Annotated in this window: 18 protein-coding genes; 9 read left to right on the plus strand and 9 right to left on the minus strand. The window is 59.2% G+C overall.

Features of this window, described 5'->3' with window-relative positions:
- Positions 1-38 precede the first annotated feature (38 nt).
- Entirely contained in the window at positions 39-2183 is a 2145-nt protein-coding gene (gene metG / locus OHL23_RS19595; RefSeq protein ID WP_263353657.1) for a methionine--tRNA ligase, read from the minus strand.
- Between the two features lie 214 nt (positions 2184-2397).
- Between metG and OHL23_RS19600 the strand changes: the two genes are divergently transcribed.
- Positions 2398-4428 carry an arginine--tRNA ligase gene (locus OHL23_RS19600; RefSeq protein WP_263353658.1) on the plus strand — a complete coding sequence of 677 codons (2031 nt, stop codon included), beginning with the start codon at positions 2398-2400 and terminating at the stop codon, positions 4426-4428.
- Between the two features lie 49 nt (positions 4429-4477).
- On the plus strand, positions 4478-4885 hold the full coding sequence (locus tag OHL23_RS19605) for a nuclear transport factor 2 family protein (RefSeq protein ID WP_263353659.1): 408 nt from the start codon (positions 4478-4480) through the stop codon (positions 4883-4885).
- A gap of 35 nt (positions 4886-4920) precedes the next feature.
- Here the strand turns inward: OHL23_RS19605 and OHL23_RS19610 are convergent, their stop codons facing one another.
- The 6 genes from OHL23_RS19610 to OHL23_RS19635 all read right to left on the minus strand — a co-directional run bounded on the left by OHL23_RS19610 (position 4921) and on the right by OHL23_RS19635 (position 10578).
- Entirely contained in the window at positions 4921-5382 is a 462-nt protein-coding gene (locus OHL23_RS19610; RefSeq protein WP_263353660.1) for an acyl-CoA thioesterase, read from the minus strand.
- A gap of 36 nt (positions 5383-5418) precedes the next feature.
- Positions 5419-6846 carry an RIP metalloprotease RseP gene (gene rseP / locus OHL23_RS19615; RefSeq protein ID WP_263353661.1) on the minus strand — a complete coding sequence of 476 codons (1428 nt, stop codon included), beginning with the start codon at positions 6844-6846 and terminating at the stop codon, positions 5419-5421.
- A gap of 35 nt (positions 6847-6881) precedes the next feature.
- Positions 6882-8054 (minus strand): 1-deoxy-D-xylulose-5-phosphate reductoisomerase, encoded by a 1173-nt coding sequence (locus OHL23_RS19620; protein ID WP_263353662.1) that lies wholly within the window; start codon positions 8052-8054, stop codon positions 6882-6884.
- A gap of 25 nt (positions 8055-8079) precedes the next feature.
- Entirely contained in the window at positions 8080-8937 is an 858-nt protein-coding gene (locus tag OHL23_RS19625; protein ID WP_317891704.1) for a phosphatidate cytidylyltransferase, read from the minus strand.
- Between the two features lie 33 nt (positions 8938-8970).
- On the minus strand, positions 8971-9816 hold the full coding sequence (locus OHL23_RS19630) for an isoprenyl transferase (RefSeq protein WP_396127390.1): 846 nt from the start codon (positions 9814-9816) through the stop codon (positions 8971-8973).
- Between the two features lie 165 nt (positions 9817-9981).
- Positions 9982-10578: a helix-turn-helix domain-containing protein gene (locus tag OHL23_RS19635; RefSeq protein WP_263353664.1), complete on the minus strand. Its 597-nt coding sequence runs from the start codon at positions 10576-10578 to the stop codon at positions 9982-9984.
- A 215-nt stretch (positions 10579-10793) separates the two neighbouring features.
- Between OHL23_RS19635 and OHL23_RS19640 the strand changes: the two genes are divergently transcribed.
- The 3 genes from OHL23_RS19640 (at position 10794) to OHL23_RS19650 (ending at position 13037) form a co-directional block, all read left to right on the plus strand.
- Complete coding sequence (locus tag OHL23_RS19640; RefSeq protein WP_263353665.1) at positions 10794-11462, plus strand: HAD family hydrolase; 669 nt, start codon at positions 10794-10796, stop codon at positions 11460-11462.
- A 136-nt stretch (positions 11463-11598) separates the two neighbouring features.
- The gene (locus tag OHL23_RS19645; RefSeq protein ID WP_263353666.1) at positions 11599-12108 is read left to right on the plus strand and encodes a hypothetical protein; all 510 of its coding nucleotides are present in this window, start codon (positions 11599-11601) and stop codon (positions 12106-12108) included.
- Positions 12109-12227: 119 nt separating this feature from the next.
- Positions 12228-13037 (plus strand): enoyl-CoA hydratase/isomerase family protein, encoded by an 810-nt coding sequence (locus OHL23_RS19650; RefSeq protein ID WP_263353667.1) that lies wholly within the window; start codon positions 12228-12230, stop codon positions 13035-13037.
- 11 nt (positions 13038-13048) lie between these two features.
- Here the strand turns inward: OHL23_RS19650 and OHL23_RS19655 are convergent, their stop codons facing one another.
- Positions 13049-14191 carry a glycoside hydrolase family 130 protein gene (locus OHL23_RS19655; protein ID WP_263353668.1) on the minus strand — a complete coding sequence of 381 codons (1143 nt, stop codon included), beginning with the start codon at positions 14189-14191 and terminating at the stop codon, positions 13049-13051.
- A 44-nt stretch (positions 14192-14235) separates the two neighbouring features.
- Positions 14236-15243: a phosphoesterase gene (locus OHL23_RS19660; RefSeq protein WP_263353669.1), complete on the minus strand. Its 1008-nt coding sequence runs from the start codon at positions 15241-15243 to the stop codon at positions 14236-14238.
- Between the two features lie 260 nt (positions 15244-15503).
- Here OHL23_RS19660 and OHL23_RS19665 point away from each other — a divergent pair, with 260 nt between their 5' ends.
- The 4 genes from OHL23_RS19665 to OHL23_RS19680 all read left to right on the plus strand — a co-directional run bounded on the left by OHL23_RS19665 (position 15504) and on the right by OHL23_RS19680 (position 22014).
- Entirely contained in the window at positions 15504-16727 is a 1224-nt protein-coding gene (locus tag OHL23_RS19665) for a CPBP family intramembrane glutamic endopeptidase (RefSeq protein WP_263353670.1), read from the plus strand.
- Between the two features lie 65 nt (positions 16728-16792).
- Positions 16793-19294, plus strand: a complete 2502-nt coding sequence (locus tag OHL23_RS19670) for a penicillin acylase family protein (protein WP_263353671.1) — start codon at positions 16793-16795, stop codon at positions 19292-19294.
- A complete protein-coding gene (locus OHL23_RS19675) occupies positions 19295-21121 on the plus strand; it encodes a hypothetical protein (protein ID WP_263353672.1) in 1827 nt (608 codons plus the stop codon).
- Entirely contained in the window at positions 21064-22014 is a 951-nt protein-coding gene (locus OHL23_RS19680; RefSeq protein ID WP_263353673.1) for a polyprenyl synthetase family protein, read from the plus strand. Before OHL23_RS19675 ends, OHL23_RS19680 begins: the two co-directional genes overlap by 58 nt.
- The last annotated feature ends 1 nt before the right edge of the window (position 22015 follow it).

Below are 22015 nucleotides of genomic sequence, written 5' to 3' on the forward strand. Positions count from 1 at the left end.
TATGTGTATTGCGCAATGCGGTGACGTATTCAGGCGGCCTACTTCAACCGCGCTCCGATTGGAACATCTTCGAGGAAGCCAGCCAGCACGGGCGCCCCGTGATCGCCGATCGAGGCTGCTACGACCATGCCGTTCGACTCCAGGCCGCGCAGTTTCCGCGGAGCCAGGTTGGCCACGATAACGACCTTGCGCCCGATCAGCTTCTCCGGCTCGTAGTACTGGGCGATTCCGGCCAGAATCTGGCGCTTCTCATAGCCGAGATCGACTTCCAGACGCAGCAGTTTGTCGGCTTTTGGAACTCGTTCAGCCACCAGAATCTGCGCCACACGAAGTTCCACTTTGGCGAAGTCCTCAATGCCTATCTGCGCGATTCCCTCTCGGGCCGCGTCGGAACCGGCAGCAGTCGTCTCCAAGGCAGAAGCTGCCGGCACGGCCGGTTCGGATACAGGAGCATGAACCGGCGCCTCGGTGCTCCCGGAGCATGGCGCAGTTGCTTCGCTGATAACTGGGGACGAACTAGCTTCCCCGCTCGAACCGCTGACCGCTGCTACGGCGCTTAGATTGTTTCCACTCTCAAGACTTTGCATACGCTCAATCGCATCCTTTTCTGCGCGAGGGAAGAGCGGCGCAGGCTCGGCAAAGCTTGTGCCTGCCCGCAACCCTCCCCATGCGAGATCTTTCAGATCGCCACGCTTGGCGGCTTCTTCGATATTGCCTAAACCTAGCTGCAGCCATACCTTACCCGTAGATTCCGGAAGTATCGGATGCACCAAAGCCGTGATGATTCGGATCGCTTCCGCTGCGGTTGCAAGCACCCTCGCCTGAGTCTTTGCGTGGGCTTCGTCGGAAACCTCGGCTGGTTTCTTCCAAGGAGCAGAAGCAGTCAGATAGCCGTCTACAGCAGCGACCAGCGCCCAGAGCGACTCAAGCGCACGCGAGAAATCCATCGCCTCGAATTGGGTATTGAACTCGACAATGGTCAGCCCCGCATCATTCTGAATCGATGTTTCTGCGTCCCCCATAGGTCCGGTCTCGGGCAACACACCGCCGAAGTACCTATGCACCATATTGACCACGCGGCTCACCAGATTGCCGTAGCCGTTAGCCAGATCGGCGTTGTACCGCTGCACCAGAGCTTCGAAGGTGAAGTTGCCGTCGTGACCGAAGCTGATTTCGCGCAGCAGGAAGTAGCGCAGCGCATCCGCGCCGAGCACTTCGAGCACTGTTTCAGCTCGCACGATGTTACCGACCGACTTCGACATCTTCGTCTTGTCGAAGAGCAGCCAGCCGTTGGCGATGACCGACTTCGGCAGCGGCAGACCTGCAGCCATCAGAAACGCGGGCCAGTAAACGCAGTGAAAGCGGATGATCTCTTTGCCGACGAGATGCACGTTTGCCGGCCAGAATTTTTCGAAGCGAGCCTTATCTTCGGGCGCGTCTGAGCCATAGCCGAGCGCGGTGATATAGTTGACCAGCGCATCGAACCAGACATAAATCACATGCTTCTCGTCACCCGGCACGGGTACGCCCCAGGAGACGCTCGTGCGGCTGACCGAGACGTCCTTGAGTGAGCTGCGCACGAAGGCGGTCACTTCATTGCGGCGCGCTTCAGGCTGAACGAACTCAGGATGTGTCTCGTACAGTTCCAGCAGCTTGCGCTCAAAGGCTGAAAGCTTGAAGAAGTAATTCTCTTCGCTGATGGTTTCCGTGATGCGTCCACAATCGGGGCAGGGCGCACCGGGTGGCACATCGACAAATGCCTCGTCGGAGACGCAATACTGGCCGGTGTACGAGCCTTTGTAGATGAAGCCTCTGTCGTGCAACTCGGCAAATAACCGCTGCACTCCGCGCTTATGGCGGTCTTCTGTGGTGCGAATATAGTCGTCGTATGTGAGACCCATGCGATCCCAGAGCGAGCGAAACTCTCCGGAGATGGCGGTCGCGAATTCGGCGGGGCTCTTGCCTGCCAGCTTCGCGGAACGCTCGATCTTTTGCCCGTGCTCGTCTGTGCCGGTCAGGAACCACGTGGCAATTCCCTGGCTTCGCTTGCGCCGCGCGACGGCATCGCAAACGATCGTCGAATAGGCGTGACCCAGGTGCGGCCGCGCGTTGACGTAATAAATCGGCGTGGTGATGTAAAACGAGTTGCGAGCGTCCTGCGACGGATTGGGCAGAGTAGGCATAGATGCGATGAGGGAATCTTCAGGAGCGCAGCATAACAACTTTGCTGAACTTGAGCTGACGTACCGTATCTATCTTAACTGATGCCCGGCGAAGAGCTTGCAAGGCGTTCGACGTGCTTGTAGTTCCCGTTCGCATTTCGTAGAACGACTCCTGGATGGCCAGTCCCCTGATAAAATCACCTAGGAAATCAGGGATTTTCAGAGGTTTCAGCCCGTGTATCTCGAATTGCAACAACGCCTGCTTACGCGGGTTCGCGCACTGATCCAGGACCAATACGGCATCGAACTCGGCCCCATCGCCATCGAGCAACCGCCAGACCTCAAGCTCGGCGAATTCGCTTTGCCGGTAGCTTTTGAGCTGGCTCGTAAGCTGCGCAAGGCCCCAAAGATCATCGCCGCCGAGCTGGCGACGCTATTGAATAACAGTCTCGAAACGGTCGCTCTCTTGCTGCCTTCGGAGTCCGAGGGAACCGCGCAGGGGCTTGCCATTTCGCGCTTTGAAGCGGCTGGGGCGGGTTATCTCAACGTCTATCTCAATCGCGGCTGCCTCGTTTCGGCTCTCGCTCAATTCGATATTCGTCCTGCGCCCAACTCAGGGTTGCATGTGCTGGTCGAGCACACCAGCATCAATCCCAACAAGGCTGCGCATGTTGGCCATTTGCGCAATGCGATCCTTGGCGATACGTTCGTCCGCATCCTGCGCGCGAACGGGCAGAAGGTCGATGTGCAGAATTACATCGACAACACGGGCGTTCAGGTTGCCGATGTGGTGGTTGGCTTTCTGCATTTGGAAGGCAAGTCGCTGGCCGAGATTCGCTCTCTGATCGCGGGATTCGAGACAAACGGAGAGAAGTTCGATTATCTCTGCTGGGATGTCTACGCGCGCGTTTCGCAGTGGTATGACTCCGGCTCGGAAGAAGAGAACAAGCAGCGCAAGAGCTTGCGTTATGCAACCTTGCATGAAATCGAGGCGGGTGGAAACGAAACTGCTCTCGTTGCCGAACTAATTTCGATGGCGATTATTCGCCGCCATCTGGAAACCATGCTGCGCCTCGGCATCACGTATGACTTTCTGCCGCAGGAGAGCGAGATTCTGCATCTCAAATTCTGGGATCTGGCCTTCGAGCAGTTAAAGCAGACGGGGGTTCTCTACTTCGAGACGGAAGGCAAGAACAAGGGCTGCTGGGTGATGACGAGGCCGGACGCGAAGGCTGTCGAAGAAGGCGAGACCGACGAAGACGCCAAAGTCATCGTTCGATCGAACGGAACGGTGACCTACGTCGGCAAGGACATCGCATATCACCTGTGGAAGTTTGGCCTGCTGGGACGGGACTTTGGCTATCGTCCGTTCTTTGAGTATCCGGATCACACCTGCTGGATATCGACGGAGCACGGCGAAGAAACTCATCCGCACTTCGGCGGCGCGCAGGCCATCTATAACGTCATCGACTCGCGTCAATCCGACCCGCAGGCGAACGTGATTCAGGCGTTGCGCGGCATGGGCCACACGGCTGAAGCGGATCGCTATACCCATTTCAGCTATGAGATGGTCGCACTGACGCCGCGATGCGCTCTCGAACTGGGCTATACGGTCGCGGAAGAAGACCTGGGCCGGCCATACATCGAAGTCAGCGGGCGCAAGGGCTTTGGCGTGAAGGCGGACGACCTGATCGACAAGCTGATCGCGGCCACACGCAAGGAGACGGGCGCACGGCAACCGGATCGCTCAGAAGAGGAACGGCAGCTCGTTGCCGAGCAGATTGCCATCGGCGCGCTGCGCTATTTCATGCTCAAGTTCACGCGCGGCACGGTGATCGCCTTCGATTTCAAGGACGCGCTTAGCTTCGAGGGAGAAACCGGCCCTTATGTACAGTACGCGATCGTGCGCATCCGCAATATCTTTCGCAAGGCCGAAACGAGTCCGGAAAAAGTGCTGGCCCAATTCGCAACGCTCGATGCAGCTTCGCTGCTCAAAGATGCAGACGATATCTGGGGTATCTGGCTGCGCGCGAGCAAGCGTTCACTGACGCTGGACCAGTGCATTGCGACTTCAGAACCGGCGTATGTGGCGCGACATGTTTTTCAATTGGCACAGGAATTCAACAACTTCTACCATCGGCACCACATTCTCACCGAAGAAGATCCGGCGCGAAAGACGCTTCTGCTCGCTACGGCCGCTATCACGCTACGCGAGTTGGTGACCGTGCTGAGTTGGATGGGGATCGAATCGCCAGAGGTGATGTAGGAATCGGAGGGACGCCAACATCTCTCGCCTGTTATAACTTTTGGACGTTATGACAAGCGCGGAACAGACGAATTTACAGGTCATCCGACACTACCTGTCCGCACTGCAGGATGGTTCTGTTGGCGAGAAAATGAAGCGCTTCTTTACAGAAAGCGTCCGGCAGATTGAATTGCCAAACAAGTTGAATCCGAACGGCCAGGAGAGCGACCTGGCAAGCATGCTCAGACGCAGCGAGCAAGGAAAAAAGGTCCTGTCCAACCAAAGTTACGAGATAGTATCGGAGGTCGCCCAGGGAACTCGCGTCGCGGTTGAGGCTCGATGGGTTGGAGTTCTCGCTGTGCCCTTCAGAACGATTCCGGTTGGAACGGAAATAAAAGCGCATCTTGCGATGTTCTTCGAGATGGAAGATGGAAGGATCGCTCTTCAGCGCAACTACGATTGCTTTGAACCCTGGTAGTCGTCTCTCGAAAGCTAAGTTAACGATCCTAAATCTTAGTCCTGACCATCCATTTCGCCCTGCTCGTCGCGAGCGAAAATGCGGATTGCGGAGCGAATCGGCGCGGCGTAGCGCTCCGGCATAAGGCATTTCTGCATGCTGGCGTCGCAGACAAGATGCGCCGTCTCACCCTCGGCCAGCAGCAGTTGACCCTCTCGCGCGTTTGAGGCGCGGATAATGCGATAGGCAAACTTGAGCAGCGAGCCGCGCAACAGGATCGGCCCGGCTTCAATCAGGATCAGATCGTCATAGCGCGCCGGAGCCTTGTAGCGGCAGGTGGCTTCGACGACTGGAAGAATGCAGCCGTCCTCCATCTCCATCTGCTTGTAGTCAAAGCCCAGCGAGCGCATGAACTCCACGCGCCCAACCTCAAACCACACCAGGTAATTGGCGTAATAGACCACGCCCATCTGGTCGGTTTCCGCATAACGCACTCGTAGTTCGGTAACGACGGACATGGGGCAACTTTCTTTCGATCTCAGACGATTCATGTTCTACGGCTTGGATTGAGCGAATATCGATAACTTGGAGATGTCGTTGAAGACGATATAGCCGAAAAACACGATGATCAGAACGAATGCCACCTGATAGATACGTTCTTTGAAGACCATGTTCACGTCGCGCCGCAGGATGCTCTCAATGATCAGGAAGAGAATCATGCCGCCGTCCAGAATCGGGAATGGAAGCAGATTGAGGATGCCCAGATTCAGGCTAAGCGCGGCCATGATGCGGAATTTGGCTTCCCAGCCGGGGGTCTCGGCGGCCATACCGGTCTGCTGCGCGATTCCAATGGGCGAGGAGAGCGTGTTGACCGACATCCGGTGCGTCAGCAGCCGCTTGAGGACTTCGAGAATCAGCAGCGAGTTTTCGCGGCTGAATTTGACCGAAGCCTTCACCGCCTTTGGAAAAGGCATCTGCTCGATGCGCGACGGCGGCGGCGCTCCCATGAACCCGATGTGCCAGGCAGAGCCGTCCGGTCCCTGATCCAGCCTTGGCTGAATCACGACCGAGGATGTATTTCCGGCGTGCTCCAGTTGCACGGTGACCGATGCGCCTTTGCGATCCTGTAGATAAGCGACGATTGTCGGGGTACCGTGAAATTGGTGTCCGTCAATGGAGAGAATCTGGTCGCCGCTCTGCATTCCCGCCTTCAACGCAGGGGAAGCGTCGCTGACCGAGCTGACCTTGACCGGCCCCGGTTGGATTACTGGAAGCAGACCGATCTTGTCCAGCGTGAAGTCAGCCGCCGCCTTCGACGCAGGCGTTCCATCGGAAAGCGGCAAGGTCGCGGTGATGCGCTGTCCGTTGCGTTCGACGACGACCGGAACGCTATGACTGATGTTCTCGCTTTGCAGGTTCAGCGCGGTGTGCTCGTAGACCTCTTCCCAGGAGGGCTTCTTCTGGCCGTCAAAACTGACGATCGTGTCTCCGGCCATCAACCCAGCGTTGGCTGCCGTCGATCCCGGAATCACCCAATCCAGTTGGATTGGCTGGTCCTCATAGAGCGGCACCTCATTGTGCAGCATATAGAAGCCGGTCATCAGGCCCAGGGCGAGCACAAAATTTGCGAATGGACCGGCAAACCCGATGATCATCCGCTGCCAGCGCGGATGCGAGGTCAGGGCTCCTGGATCCTCCTTCTGCTCAGCCAGCGTTTCGCCATCTGCGCCCTGAAGGGACAGGTTCTCCCCCGGCATCGACTCGCCGGTCATCTTCACGTATCCGCCCAGCGGGGTTGCCGAGATGCAGTAATCCGTCTCGCCGATCTTGATGCCAAAGAGCCGTGGCGGAAAACCAATCGAAAACTGCTCGACACGCACGCCGCAGAGTTTGGCCGCAAGAAAGTGGCCAAATTCATGGACCAATACCAGAATGCCGAGGACAATTACGACGGAAACGAGATCGACGAGAAATGTGTGCATAAATGCGCGTGCAATACCTCTGAACTTCTGTGGGGCTAAACGCGAATAGCAGCTGCGGAGACAACCTCGCGAGCCCGTTCACGCGCCTGAGAATCGGCTTCCAACACCCCGGCAATCGTCTCCGGATGATGGGCAGGGGTCCGTTCCAGGACCTCTTCTATTGTACGCGGGATACCAAGAAACGGTATCCGGCGGCCTAGAAAAGCGTCTACTGCGACCTCGTCGGCGGCATTCAGGGCGATGCAATGCGCTCCGCCCATCTCCGCCGCCTCGTAGGCCAGACGGAGGCAGGGGAAGCGCTCGAAGTCCGGCGGAGCGAAATCGAGGTGCGAAAGCGCAGCCAGATCGAAGGTCAGGGACGACGCGGGTCGCTCCGGGTAAGCCAGTGCGTAGAGAATCGGAAGCCGCATGTCGGTGACGGAAATCTGCGCCAGAATCGACCCGTCGATGTACTCGACCAGCGAATGCACCGTCGACTGCGGATGCACCGTCACCCGGATCTGTGACGCAGGCAGGTCGAACAGGCGGCAGGCCTCAATCACTTCAAGGCCTTTGTTGAGCATCGTGGCCGAATCAATCGTGATCCGCTGGCCCATCACCCAGGTCGGGTGCTTGAGCGCCTGTTCAGGGGTGATCCCGGCAAATTGCTCGAGCGGCCACTGGCGAAATGGACCGCCTGAGGCTGTCAGCCAGACTTGCTTGACCTCGGCGGTTGTTCCTACCCGCATGCACTGATGCACGGCGTTGTGCTCGGAGTCGATGGGCAGTAATGGCACATTCCGCTCACGGGCAGCGGCGGTCAGGATCTCGCCGGCGGCGACCATGCACTCCTTGTTGGCCAGCCCGACTGGCTTGCCCGCCAGAATTGCAGCGTGCGTCGCTTCGAGCCCCGCGACGCCAACGATCGCGGAAACAGCGAAATCCACATCCGGATGCGTCGCGCAAACCACGCTGCCGGCCGTGCCCCACAGCACTTCGACGCCTGTCGTGCCTGCGGCTTTGAGGCGGTGGGCCAGCTCTGCGGCCAGCTCTTCCGTGGCCAGCGAAACGACGCGCGGACGCCACCGCCGGGCCTGCTCAAAGGCCGCGTCGAGATTGCGTCCAGCCGCCAGCGTGGCGACCGAGTACCGATCCGGATAGGAGGAAACTATCGATAGGGTGCTCTGGCCAATGGAGCCAGTGGAACCGAGAATTGCCAGGCGCTTCAAGTAGTTATTCGATCCTTGCACAGCACTAAAAGTGCTGGATAACCTGAGCGTACCACAGCACGGGAGCCGCAAACAGCAGAGCGTCGATGCGGTCCAGAACTCCGCCGTGGCCCGGCAGGAGCGCTCCGGAATCCTTGACCCCCGCCGACCGCTTGAGCGCCGACTCTGCCAGATCGCCCACCTGCGCCGCCACATTCACGAGCAGGGCCAGAAGGAGCCAGTGCGAGATCGGACCAGGAAACGCCAAAACCAGAATTTCGCGCCGGGAAAGCTGTACCGCCAGAACGATCAGCAGGAATGTGACAAGCAGGCTGCCGAAAACTGAGCCGATTGTGCCTTCCCATGTCTTGTTGGGGCTGAGCTGCGGAGCGAGCTTGTGCCGTCCCAGGCTCCGCCCCACGTATAGTGCAACGATATCGCCGGCCCACACCGCGCAGAGAAGAAACGCCACCAGCGATTTGCCATCTTCCGAACTTCGCAACACGGGCAGAGAGATCAGAGTAAAACCGGTATAGAGCAGGCAAAAAACCGCGTTCGACGCATCCTGCAGCACTTCGGCAATGGGCACCGCGAAGGCGCAATAAACCAGCAGCCCGAGCGAAAGCGCGCCGAGCGCGGCCACCAGCTTATCCGGCCAGAGAAAATTGACTGCGAAGAGAATAGCGATAGCTGCCAGAACGGGAATCCGCGGCACCCGTGAGCCAGTTGCCTGCGCGATCGCCAGATACTCCCACGCCGCCAGCATGGCGACCGCGCCTACAGCGACCGTCACAAGCCAATCGGGCCCCAGAAATACCAGGACTATGACCAGGGGAATAAGAACCAGAGCTGTAAGTATTCTTTTCATGCAGGCTAGAGAATACATCAGTGGCCTGCGAGGCATCGACGCGGGAAATCGGCTGAGGAAGCAGGAGTTCTAGCCGGCTGCTGAGCGAACCTCTGCGGTCATATCCTGCTCATCGGCCGACCCTTCCCGTTCAGCCTCACCGAGGCCGCCATAACGCCGTTCGCGACGCTGATAGGCCGCAATCGCTTCCAGCAAATGAATTCCTCGGAAATCCGGCCAGAAACGCTCGGTGACAAAAATCTCCGTATACGCGATCTGCCACAGCAGATAGTTCGAAATCCGCATTTCGCCGGAGGTGCGGATCAGCAGGTCCGGGTCGGGCATGTGCGCGGTGTAAAGATGGCGATGAATGTCTTCCTCGGTGACACGATCCGCACTTAATCCCTTTTGTTTCAACTCCAGCGAGAGCGCACGAAAGGCGTCTACCATTTCTGAACGGGCGCCGTAGTTGAGCGCCAGGGTCAGAGTCGTTCCGGTGTTGCGCGCAGTCGCTTCCGCTGCCCAGTGCATCTTGTCCTGAACTTCGGGCGGAAGCTCGTGGGTGCGTCCGATGTACCGGATGCGGACATTGTTGTCCATCATGCGCTGCAGGTTGCTCTCCAGGTAGCTGCGGAGCAAACGCATCAGAAAGCTGACCTCAGCGCGGGGGCGGCGCAGGTTGTTTTCGAGAGAAAACGCATAGAGTGTCAGCCAGGGAAGACCGATACGCGAGGCCGTTTCCGTCACGAGCTGGACGCTTTTGGCGCCCTGCTGGTGCCCCAGAAAACGCTTCAGAGATCGTGCTCCGGCCCAGCGCCCATTGCCATCCATGATGATGGCAACATGCTCCGGCAATCGCGCAGGTGTGAGGGTCGCGTAGATCGCCCGTTCCTCGGGCGTAAGTTCATGAATCCGCGACGTAGCTGTCAGGTACAAAGATTTGCCTCGTGCAACCACTTCTGGCAACTTCTGCCAGCAACATTGACGCTAGCACATGCGCCTACGTGTCGCAACGATTCGCCCGAAGCACTTCGGAATCAGCGAGGTACAAGGGACGTCCGGCGACAACGCAATTCGTTTTTGAAAAAAAACGCCGTGTACCTACGCCGTGCGCCGCTTCCCGGCTGAGGCTTCGCGCATCGCATCGCGAGCCCGATCCCGTGCATGATTCATGAGCAGAGAGCGCTGTAACGCCTCCAACCTGGGTAGATACTCGGCCAACTCGGCCAGAAAGGGATCGGCAAGGATCTGCGCAACCTCTTCGTCGCGGCGGCTTCTACCGTCCCGGACAAGCTGGCAGATATCGACGTCCAGGGCCGAGGCCAACCGCTCCAGGGAGCCGAGCGTTGGAATCGCCTTGCCGTTTTCGATCTTGGAGATGTAGGTCCGAGGAACCTGCATGCGGCTTGCCAGTTGACGCTGGCTCAGGTGGCGCGCCTTGCGAATGTCCTTGACCTGCGCCGCGACCCTCAGACCCGCATCCGTATTGCTGGCGGGAGTTTCGCTGATCGCCACAGCTTCGAGAGGGGCTGGAGCTTCTTCCACATCCAGCGGCTTGTGGCACCGCCTGCACATGGAGTTGCTGGTTCTGAACTGCATCAGAAGGCAGTGCTCACAGCGCAGAACCTCGCGCCCAGAACCCGCGCCTAGACCCGCGGTGGATTTCACAACGGGCATCGATACCAGTGTTGTTGCCATAATTCGTATGCGGAGGCCAGAGCCAGGCTTCCGGTGGTGCCTGTTCCACCACGTCAAGTGTTACTTTCACTGGGAGGAACCATAATTGTCAAGTGAAAAGTAGGGGTCATTCCGGAATAACCGGGAAGATTCCCAAGAAAACACGGAAAAACGCGAACCACGGGCGTAAACATCCCTGTTTGGAACAATCGAATCGAACCAAAATTCGCCCCTTTATGGCTGATAATAAGTTCACCACGATGAACGCAAACCAGCCGAGCACAAATCTGCCAACCGCAACTGAAGCCCTTCCTTACACTTACGACCGTGCCGCCGCATGGGCGCTCCTGATCGAATGGACCCAGAGCGAGAGCCTCCGCAAGCACGCCCTTGGCGTGGAAACCTGCGTCTTGGCTTATGGCGAAGCCGAAGCCGACCGCATTGATTTGACTGAGTCCGCTCGCGAGGAGTTTCTGACGCTTTACGCCACCACTGCCCTGCTCCACGACTTCGATTACGAGCGGCATCCTTCGCTCGAAGAGCATCCCTTCGTCGGAGTGCGCGAGCTGGCGCGTTTGGGCTGGCCGCAGGCGACGCAGACCGCGATTCTAGGCCACGCTACTTATTCCGGTGTCCCGCGCGAAACCCATATGGACAAAGTGCTCTTTGCCTGCGACGAGCTTTCCGGATTCCTGACGGCGTGTGCCTTGGTCAAGCCGTCCAAGGCCATCGCCGATGTGGAACCGTCCAGTGTCCGAAAAAAGCTCAAGGATAAGGCTTTTGCCCGTGGGGTCAACCGGCAGGATGTCATCCAGGGCGCTGAGGAGCTGGGCGTGGATCTGGATGCACACATCGCTTTCTGTCTGGCGGCGATGCAGCGCCGGGCCTCTGAATTAAGCCTCTGAGTTGAGCCTGTAACGAGGCTCTTGAGTGAATTCATGCGCCGGGGCCACGGGTTGTTTCTCTCATGCTCCGATCTGACTATCCGCATGACCCATTCGCGTCATTGAGTGCGCCAATCGGTAACATTACTCTACGGGCATGAACCAGATCGCAGCCACCATGCCCGAAGCAAAGTACCGGACCACCAAGAAGCATGTGCAGCCGGTTCGCTCCATCCGCACCTCGGAATTTGCCCAGGAATTGCAGGCGATCAAGCCGGCGCAACCGAAAGCGGCGGACAAAGCCGCGAGGGCCACGAGCAAGAAGAGCGGCATCAACTTCGCGGCCATCTGGCCAGCCGCCGTGGGCTTGTTACTCACCGGCTTCGCGCCCGAATGGCAGGCAATGGCGAGCCAGATCGGAGTCTGGGCGGTGCGTTTCGCCTTCCCCTTCGCACTCCTTGCGACCCATCGCGAGGTTGGGATCGATGCCCAGATGGCGACAGTATTACCGCAAATGGCTCTCTATGCCCAACTGCCTCTGGATGGTCTGCTGGTTGCGGTCATGCTGACGCGAAGCAAGTCGCTGAAGGCCACCGTGGTTCAGCTCTTGCTGGTGCACGCGGTCTGTGCCTTCGTCCTCTGGCTGTTAACATTCAGCGCCAAGTAATAGGTAGCATTGAACGCAAACGGCGTGTGACTCCAGTCACGGACATTCATACACCAGAGTGCGTATCATCCGCATTCATAAAGGGTGTATAAAAGTCGTCAAGCGCAGGAGGTTCTCCCATGAGCCGTTTACGTTTCATTGAAGTCGATTCCGCACACGGAGTACAAACCATCACTCTCAACCGGCCGGATAAGCGCAACGCGCTGAGCCCCGAGTTGATTGATGAGTTGACTCAAGTACTGAACGAAACCTCGGAGTGCGACTGCGGCGTGGTGATTCTTACTGGCGCCGGTTCAGCCTTTTGCGCGGGCCTGGACATGGAGCAACTTGAGACCATGCATGCCCGGACGGTGGAGCAGCACCGGCGCGACTCGGAGAACGTGGCCCGGGTATTGCGAACCCTGTATGAATTCCCCAAGCCCGTCATCGCCGCTGTCAACGGACCGGCCATTGCGGGAGGGATGGGCCTTGCGACACTCTGCGACTTCACCTACGCAGTACCCGATGCGCGATTCGGCTACACCGAGGTGCGCGTGGGCTTCGTTCCTGCGATTGTGGCATCTTTCCTGCTGCGGCAGGTTGGCGAAAAGCGCACTCGCGAGCTTCTCCTGAGTGGCCGCATTCTTAAGGCCGACGAGGCGTTGCGGCTTGGCTTGGTCACGCGCATTACGCAACCGGAAGATCTGCTTGCCGAGGCCCATGCGCTGGCGCAAAGCCTGCTGCAGAACAGCCCGCAGGCCATGCGCGCCGTGAAAGAACTGCTCGCAGGACACTCCGCGAATCAGCTTGACGAGGAGATCGAGGACGCAATCTCCGCCAACGCGATGCAACGCTCGACGGAGGATTTCCGCGAGGGTGTGCGAGCCTTCCTCGAACACCGTCGCCCTGAATGGCCCAGCTTGCACCTGCATACGCACGCCAAGATTTAGGACGCAACAGACTAGGGAGTAGGAACGTTCACAGCGGCGCCTCCGGGCGCCGTTGCCACAGCGACAAAGGAATCCGCGCAGCCGTAGTACAAAAACCACTGACCCCTGAAAAAGACCAGCCCTTCACCAAAGGTGGTTCCCGCGGCGTATTGCCCGCTGCGCTCATACGATTTTTCCGGATGCAGACTGGGCTGGTCGAGCCGATGCAGAAGTCGCGTCGGATGGTTGACATCGAACAATGCCTGCCCGACCGAGTACGCTCCCGCGCCCAAATCCGGATCGGGATTCTTACCCAGCTCTGCGTTCTTTCCGTTGTATAGAACGAGAATTCCCTGCCTAGTCAGGACGGGCGGTGTGCCTACCTCGGGAAATCCGCTATCGAAGAGGTCGGGCCGGTTCTCAAGAACAACCATTGGCTTACCGGGGCTCTCTTCCACCGGCGTCCAGTGAATCAGGTCCGGTGAGCTTGCTACGCGGACTTGGATTTCGCCCCAGTACATCCAGAATTTTCCGTGAATCCTGGCCGCGATCAGGCGTCCATGATCCGGCCTGGTCACAATTCCGCTGGATTTGTACATCAGGTTCGCGTATGGTCCGGTTTCGCCAAGCGCCGGACCGTGCTTGGTCCAGTGAATCAAGTCGCGGGAGGTTGCTACGCCTATGGTGTATGTCTTGCGATTCCACTGCGTATAGGTCAGGACATACGTGCCGTCCGGAGCTTCGACGATGCGCGGGTCTTCGACTCCGCCGGGCCACTCGCGGGATTTCTGACTGTCTTCGGCCGGATAAAAGACCGGCTCGGGCCGACGAGTGAAGTGGATTCCATCCTCGGACTCGGCCAATCCGAGGCGCGAGGTATGCATGCCGATCTGCATCGTCCCGGAGTCATCTTCAGCCCGATACAGCACAAAAACCTTGCCATCCCGGACGACAGCAGCAGGATTGAAGGTGTGCAGCGCCTCCCAGTGCACCGGCTCCTTGCGCAGAGGATCTTGAAAGACGCTCTCGGGGCGAGGTTTGAGAATCGGCTCATCAACCGGGCGGGTAAATGGCCCCAGCGCCCAATCCTGCGGAGCGGTTGGAGGGGTCTGCGAATTACCGCGGGATGCAATAGCAACGGCAAGCGCTGAAATCAACAGCAGGCGAAGACGCATTAGGCACCCCGATCTTATCTACAGAGCGGACTATTTCGCGGAGTTCACTGCCCCGGAAACGGATTCCGCGCCCGCAACTCAGCCACGATTACACGTGCGGCTTCGCGCGCTTCGTCGCTGCGGTCGGGCGGAAAGCTGATCGCGCCGACCCGCGCGTGGCCGCCGCCGCCGTACCGCTCGCAAACTTGCGCGAGGTTCACCATCTCCTCGGGTCGCGCCTTGGTCCAGGGATTGGACCCCACAGCGACCTTGGTCCGGAAACTCGACTTGGAAAGCCCGATAGAGTAAGTCGCCTTCGGATAGAGGTAGTAGGGGATGAACTTGTTGAAGCCTTCCAGCAGATGATCCGAAATATCGAAGAAGATCGTGCCGTCGTGGTATTCGGCCCGCTCGCGGATCAGCGCAATCGCGCGCTGGTGTTGTTCGAGCAGCGGCGGCAGCAGGCTCGCCACGAAAGGTTGTTCGAGCACCTCGGCCAGCGGCAGTTCGGTCAACAGCGGAATCAGCCTGGGGATAAACTCCGGGTCCTGCGTAGCCTCGATGATCAGCGTCAGCTTCATCGCCGGAGCCGCCATCTCCACCGCCGATTCGGGGCTCTCGTAGAGAGCTCCATCGACGATGTTGGCCCAATAGATCAACTCTTTGACCGGTTTGGTATCGAAGCTAAATCGCGTCTCGGCGATGTGCGCCAGATAGCTGGTGCAGGAGGTGTAGGTTGGATCGAAAAACTTCCGTCCTGCGCACTCCGCGTCCCGCTGACAGGCCAGAAAATTCTCGTGATCGGCAGGGGTGAGAAATGCGGAGAGATGGTGGTCGAACCACCACGTAATTTTTGGCGAGGAGGAGTATTTGAAGTCGACGATGGCATTTTCGTCGCCGGTGAAATCGCTCTCATTGAAAAGCGCGCCCGCGCGATGCACCAGCCCATGAAATTCGTAGGAGACTTCCGAGCCGGCCTTGGGAGCGATGCATTCGCGATAGAAGCGTGTGAACAGCGAAGCGGAGCAGGCCCCGTCAAAACATTTGTCGTGATAGAAAACGCGAACCCGCAAGCAAACTGCTCCCAAAATCAAGATCCTTTGCGGCAACGCATGACTGCGCCCGCCACAATAGCCGAAGTGTTTAGCATCAGCGTCCGCAGCGCCTATGTCAAGCGCCCGGCTCTGCCGCCCGGGGAAGTCGCGTCAAATTGGTCCTCACTTCAAACGATGCCGGAACGGGACGCCGCCAGGAACTATTCCGCACTTTGCCGCGTAGGCTATCGTGAAATCAGCGCCAGACGATCGCTGCATTCGCACTCAGAGGACGAATTGTGAACCCTGAAACACAACTTCCGGCAGCCGAAAAGAATCCTGAATCAAGTCCGGATTCGAGGCCGGACTTGCGGCCAAATTTGCGTCCAGACCTCCGAATTACTTCCGAACATGGGTCCGCGCGGACGCAACCGCAGCTTTTCCCGGAACCGGCGGAAACGCGCTTTCTGAAATGGATGCTCTTCGGCCCAAAGGGCGTTCGCGTCGGTTGGTCCGTTGCCCTGTTTCTGGTTCTTACCTTCCTTTCCATGGGAGTTCTGGGATCGGTAGCCGCGCTGCTCCTGCCCAATGTCTTCCATGTCAAGCCGGGCGTATTTACACCTGCCAGTGCGATCACCGAAGAACTGCTCCAGTTCCTCGGACTTCTCGCCGCAGCCGCAATCTGCGCACTCATCGAGCGCCGGCGAATTCTCGATTACAACCTACGCGGCCCTAACCGCGCCTTGCATTTTTTCGCAGGGCTATTGGGCGGATTTATCGCCCTGACCGCTCTCGTGGGCGCGCTTTACGCCGGAGGTTGGTTGCATCTGGGCGCGGTTTCCCTCAGCGGCATAGCCATCGTTCGCTTCGGCGCACTCTGGGCCCTCGTCTTTCTGCTCACTGGCCTCAGCGAAGAAGGCATGACACGCTGCTACATGCTATTTACCCTTGCGCGCGGGATGAACTACTGGTGGGCGCTGGGCTCGGTTACCTCATTCAGCATGTTGGCGCTTTGGAACAGCCATGGGAGCGGCTCAGGCGGCGTCTACCTCATGGCGCTGCTCGGGGTTGCGCCTTGCCTGGTGTTGCATCTCAAGAAATCGGCCTCTGCAGGGTTCTGGCAGGCTGCGTGGCTAACCTCCACCTTCTTCGGCTACGTCCACACCTTCAACAAAGGCGAAACCTGGGTAGGAATCTTTTCCGCCGCAGCCATCGGCTTTGTTTTCTGCGCTAGCGTCCGTCTGACCGGCTCGGCATGGTGGGCGATTGGATTTCATGCCGCGTGGGATTGGGCGCAGACTTTCTTTTATGGCACCGCAGACAGTGGCATTCAACCGACGGGCCATCTCCTGAACACCAGTCCCGCTGGCGCGGCGATCTGGAGCGGTGGCAGTGATGGACCGGAAGGCAGTCTCTTGGTGATTCCTGTCATCCTTTTCGTCCTCATCGTCTTAATTCTGATCTACGGCCGCCGGGCCAGAGTCGAATCCCCTTCCCCGGTTGCGCAGCCCCAGCTATCCTAAGCAAGCTGATTGAAGACATTTGGCAACATCCGGCAAATCGGATGGAAAACCTGGAGATAAACGCTTTGACACGAGTAAGTCGCTGGCTGCGTCGCACCCTGTGGGCCTTGGGTGGAATCATCGCCATTGTGCTCCTGCTGGCTGGCAGCGGACTCTTCTGGATTCACCACGCGATGGTGACGTCGCTTCCGCAGTTAGACGGCAACCTGAAACTAGCCGGACTTTCCGCTCCCGTAACTGTCCGCCGCGATGGCCACGGCGTACCGCACATTGAAGCCGCGACGCAGAACGATCTGCTGCTCGCTCAGGGATACATCACAGCTCAGGACCGGCTCTGGCAGATGGACATGCTGCGCCGCAATGCGGCTGGCGAACTGGCCGAGATCCTGGGGCCTTCACTGGTGGAGCACGATAAGGCCATGCGCGTCTTCCAGTTCCGCAACGTGGCCCAGCGTGTCTATAACAGCCTTCCGGACGCCGACCGCCATCGCTATGAGCAATACGCCGCCGGCGTAAACCAGTTCATGAATCAAAGTCAGGGTCACTTTCCCTCGGAGTTCCGATTCCTGCATTACCGCCCGCGTCGGTGGTCCCCGGTAGATTCAATCCTGATCGGCCTGAATATGGTGGAAAGCCTCGACTCCCACTGGGATGTCAAACTCTCCCGCGAACGCATCGCACGCCGCCTGCACGATCCCAAACTCGAAGCGGATCTCTATCCCACCGGCTCCTGGCGCGACCAGCCGCCGACAGGAGCAGTCGCGGACATGACGCAGCCACATCCCCCACCGCCGCTGCCTGACGACGAAGACGACGACAAGACCGAGACGAAAACTGCCGCGCCCGCCCGTTTTTATCCAGACAATCTCTATCCCGACCACCCTTATGAAGACGCAAGCAACTTGAAACAAATTCGGCAAATCGAAGGGCTTCCCTCCTGCGACGGCTGCACCCCGGGCTCGAATAACTGGGTCATCGCCGGAAAACACACCGCAAGCGGTAAACCGCTGCTTTCCAATGACATGCACCTCGGCCTTTCCGTTCCGAACATCTGGTACATGGCCGATCTCAAGGCTCCCGGTCTGCATGTCGCCGGGGTTACGCTGCCAGGAATGCCGCTGGTCATCGCGGGCCATAACGACCACGTGGCATGGGGTTTTACCGCGCTCTATGGAGACGTGCAGGATCTGTACGTGGAAAAGCTCGACGGCAAGGGCAACTACGCCGGTCCTCAGGGCAACTGGCTGCCTCTGGCGCACTCGGAGGAAACGATCCACGTGCGCTTTAACAAAGACGTCAAGGTGGATGTGCAGCTCACGGCGCACGGCCCCTTGCTGAACCCGATCTTCAAGAACGAAACCCGGCCCATCGCGCTGCATTGGACACTCTATGACCCGGCGATCGGAACCATCCCGCTCTACGAGATGAACACCGCACAGGACTGGCCGCATTTCTCGAATGCCCTTGCCGCCTGGTGCTGGCCGACGCAGAATGTCGTCTACGCGGACGACGCAGGGCACATCGCCTATCATGCAGTCGGCAAGGTTCCACTGCGCCCCGCTGGCCTGATGGGCATTCCCATACAGGATTGGCAGCATGAGTGGCAGGGGTATATTCCCTTTGACCAGCTTCCCTATTCCGTAGATCCACCCTCGGGACTGCTGGCCACGGCCAATGCCCGCGTCACTCCCAATGACACCAAATTTCCCCTCACGCTGGAGTGGCCCGACCCCTACCGCGCCGAGCGTGTCTATATGGACCTTCGCGGCCGCGACAAGCTCACACGCGAAGATATGCTTCCCGTCCAGACCGACATTTACAGCGAGGTCGATCAAGAGCTGGCGCACCGTTTCGCCTACGCCATTGACCAGACCTTGCAGAAATCTCAAAGCAACGGAGCCGATGCCCGCCTCAAGCAAGCTGCCGACATACTGCGAAGCTGGGATGGCCGAATGTCCGCCGATTCGCCGGCGGCATCGATCATTTATCGCGCGCGCCAAGCCTTCTGGCATCTTATTCTCGACCCCAAGCTGGGCAGCGACTTCGACTCCTACGACTGGGCGGAGAAGGACTTTGCCGAGGAAGAGATCATCATGCACGGCTCCGGTGCAGCGACGCCCAGTCCATGGCTTCCCGCCAATTACAAGGATTGGGACGCACTGCTCACCGAGGCCGTTCGCAAAGGATTGCAAGACGGCAAAGCGCCGGAGAACGTGTCGCACTGGAACTACGGCTCCTGGCATGTCATCGACCTCGAACACCCGGTCTATCAGTTGCTGCCAATCGTCAAAGGCTGGTCCGGAACGGGCGAGCAGCCTCTGAGCGGAGGTCACACAACCATCAAGCAGGTCGGCCGCGCCTTTGGCCCGAGTCAGCGCTTCACCATGGACTGGAGCGCTCCGGACGCCTCAACCGAAAACATCGTCCTCGGCGAGAGCGGCGACCCATCGAGTCAGTGGTTCGAGGACCAGTGGCCTGCATGGTACGGAGGCACGACCTTCCCGCTGCCTTTTTCTCCGTCAGCTGTAGCCGCACAGACCACCCACACGCTTGAACTGGTGCCGTAAGTGGGCGCAATTCGCAAGCTTCAACCCGCCGCGTTGTCCGTCGATTCTCTGGCAAGCCGGTTTCACTTTCGCAACGGCATCCTGCTCATCCCGCTCGCAGCCCTGCTCGCATCGAGTCCGAGGATGATTCGCGGTGTCTCCTGCGGCCACGATTTCGGATTTCATCTGATTTCATGGTTCGAGACACAGCGAAGCTGGAGCCAGGGAGTTCTCTATCCCCATTGGGCGCAAACACCCAACTGGGGTGCCGGCGAGGCCCGTTTCCTCTTCTACCCGCCGATCACGTGGATCGTCGGCGCGCTTCTCGGCTATCTCATTCCGTGGACGTGGGTTGCGGCCGCGTTCACATTCCTGTGCCTGACCGCCGTTGGACTCTCAACCCGCGCTCTCGCTCGCAGTTTTCTTCCGGCCCCTGCGGCCACGCTCGCCGGAGTAATTGCGACCAGCACTCCCTACACACTCTTCACCGCCTACGAACGCACCGCCTTTGGCGAACTCGCCGCCGCGTTCTGGATTCCCTTGCTGCTGCTCTTCGCCTGGCATCAATCCGAACCTGGCGAGCCTCGAGTCTCGCAATTTGGTCGAGCTATAGACGGCTCGACGGCACCGCTGGCCCTCCTTCTCGCAGGCACGTGGCTCACCAACGCCCCCGCCGGAGTCATGGCCAGCTACCTGCTCGCCTTCGCGGCACTCGCGGCGGCTGTTATCCAGCGGCAGTTGTGGCCGATCCTGCGCGCTTCGATTGCGGTAGTAATTGCCTTGGGGCTCGCAGCTTTCTACCTGGTTCCCGCCGCCGTCGAGCAGCGCTGGATCGCAATTCAGCAGGCTGTGGACGTCGGCATGCGCGTCAGCGATAGCTGGCTCTTCATGCGCCACGCCAGCCCAGACCTAGCGCTACACGATCAGGTTTTGCATCTCGCGTCCACCATCGCCGTGCTCACTACAGCCCTTGCCCTGGCGGCGCTGATCTTCTGCGCGATGCGACGCAAACTGCTGTCCTCTAGCCGACGCCTCTCGCTGCCCCTGGCCCTGCTCATCCCGATTCTTTTCCTGCTTCAGCTGCCCCTCTCCGCGCCGGTGTGGAATCTGCTCCCCCGCTGGCAGTTTCTCCAGTTTCCCTGGCGCTGGCTCTTGGTTCTCGACCTGCCATTCGCAATTTTCCTGGCAGCAGCGACTCCGTTGGGAAGCCGTCGTTCTCGAATCTGGTCGGCAATCGGCTGGATCGCCGCTCTGCTCCTTGTCGCCGGAGTAGCGACGCAGGTCTTTTTCCAATCCTGCGACGAGGACGACAACGTCGAAAACCAGGTTGCCGTCTTCCGCGCCGGAACCGGCATCGAGGGCACCGATGAATACGCGGCTGCGGCCAGCGACAACAGCCTCATCGCCTCCGGCCTGCCCGATGGCTGCCTCGTTTCCGACGCAACCCAGGAGTTGGGCGACAGTGACTCAGGTACCACGCCTGTCTGGTATCCCGAGCAAGGCTCCTGCGATGACACGTTCACCGCCCAATTGTGGCAAAACGAGCATAAACTCCTTCAGATCGACAGCGATCATGACGGATTCGTCGTTCTACGCCTCAGCCGCTACCCCGCCTGGCTCATTACGGTCAACGGAAAGCCCCCAAAATCGCTCCCAAATCGCGAAGACGGCCTGATCGCAATTCCGGTCGTTGCCGGACCTTCCATGATCGACGTGCGCTGGAGCACGACAACCGATGTCAGTTCGGGCCGCTGGATCAGCCTCGCGTCTCTGGTTTTGCTGGCCGGCTTATGGATCGTCGAGCGTCGCAGGAAGGCGATTCGTTTATCATCAAGAGAATGTATGTAGACCTGAAGCTCGATGTGAAGTCGCTCATCCGGGAGGGCGCAGAACTCATCGATCAAACACTCGAATCGCTGATTCCGGCGGCGACAACCGTCCCCGCGTCAATTCATGGCGCCATGCGCCATTCTGTCTTCGCCGGCGGCAAGCGCCTGCGCCCCGTGCTCGCCATCCAGTCTGCGATTGCAGTAGCTGGAAGAGCGCCTGCCGGTATCGCCAATCTTGGCGCAGCCCTCGAAATGCTGCACACCTACTCGCTCATCCACGACGACCTGCCAGCGCTCGACAACGACGATCTCCGCCGCGGAAAGCCTACCTGCCACGTAGCCTTCGGCGAGGCTATCGCCATCCTGGCAGGCGATGCGCTACAAACGCAGGCCTACGAAGTCCTCGCGAAGCTGGAGTGTCCGGTCGCGGCGATTGTCGAGATCATTCGGCTCGTTGCACAGGCCACCGGCACGGTCGACGGCATGATCGGCGGTCAGGTGCTCGACCTCGAAGGCGAACACCAAAAACCGACCCCGGCCCTCGTCGAAGCGATCCATCGCGCCAAAACCGGGGCACTGATCCGCGTCAGCGTCGTCACCGGAGGCATTTTCGCAGGAGCCAGCGCCGAGCAGGCCGCCCGCCTCGACATCTTCGGCCGCAAAGCCGGCCTCGCTTTTCAGATCGTAGATGACGTGCTCGACGTCACGCAGGACTCCGAGCAACTCGGCAAGACCGCCGGAAAGGACCTGACCAGCGACAAAGCCACCTGGCCAGCGGTCTTCGGTCTGGAACAGAGCCTGAAGGACGCCGATCGCCTCATTACCGAGGCATTTGAAGCGTTGCAAAGCTTTGGACCCAATGCCGAGGGCTTGAAAGCAGTGGCCCGTTACCTGGTCGAGCGCAAGAACTGAC

This window comes from Acidicapsa acidisoli, assembly GCF_025685625.1.
GTDB lineage: Bacteria > Acidobacteriota > Terriglobia > Terriglobales > Acidobacteriaceae > Acidicapsa > Acidicapsa acidisoli.

What these genes read in the sequence shown, in the direction of transcription:
- rseP (WP_263353661.1), bottom strand. Translation starts at nt 6,846, where the DNA reads ATGCACACATTTCTCGTCGATCTCGTTTCCGTCGTAATTGTCCTCGGC.
- OHL23_RS19625 (WP_317891704.1), bottom strand. Translation starts at nt 8,937, where the DNA reads ATGCCTCGCAGGCCACTGATGTATTCTCTAGCCTGCATGAAAAGAATA.
- OHL23_RS19610 (WP_263353660.1), bottom strand. Translation starts at nt 5,382, where the DNA reads ATGTCCGTCGTTACCGAACTACGAGTGCGTTATGCGGAAACCGACCAG.
- metG (WP_263353657.1), bottom strand. Translation starts at nt 2,183, where the DNA reads ATGCCTACTCTGCCCAATCCGTCGCAGGACGCTCGCAACTCGTTTTAC.
- OHL23_RS19650 (WP_263353667.1), top strand. Translation starts at nt 12,228, where the DNA reads ATGAGCCGTTTACGTTTCATTGAAGTCGATTCCGCACACGGAGTACAA.
- OHL23_RS19645 (WP_263353666.1), top strand. Translation starts at nt 11,599, where the DNA reads ATGAACCAGATCGCAGCCACCATGCCCGAAGCAAAGTACCGGACCACC.
- OHL23_RS19635 (WP_263353664.1), bottom strand. Translation starts at nt 10,578, where the DNA reads ATGGCAACAACACTGGTATCGATGCCCGTTGTGAAATCCACCGCGGGT.
- OHL23_RS19640 (WP_263353665.1), top strand. Translation starts at nt 10,794, where the DNA reads ATGGCTGATAATAAGTTCACCACGATGAACGCAAACCAGCCGAGCACA.
- OHL23_RS19655 (WP_263353668.1), bottom strand. Translation starts at nt 14,191, where the DNA reads ATGCGTCTTCGCCTGCTGTTGATTTCAGCGCTTGCCGTTGCTATTGCA.
- OHL23_RS19680 (WP_263353673.1), top strand. Translation starts at nt 21,064, where the DNA reads ATGGATCGTCGAGCGTCGCAGGAAGGCGATTCGTTTATCATCAAGAGA.
- OHL23_RS19605 (WP_263353659.1), top strand. Translation starts at nt 4,478, where the DNA reads ATGACAAGCGCGGAACAGACGAATTTACAGGTCATCCGACACTACCTG.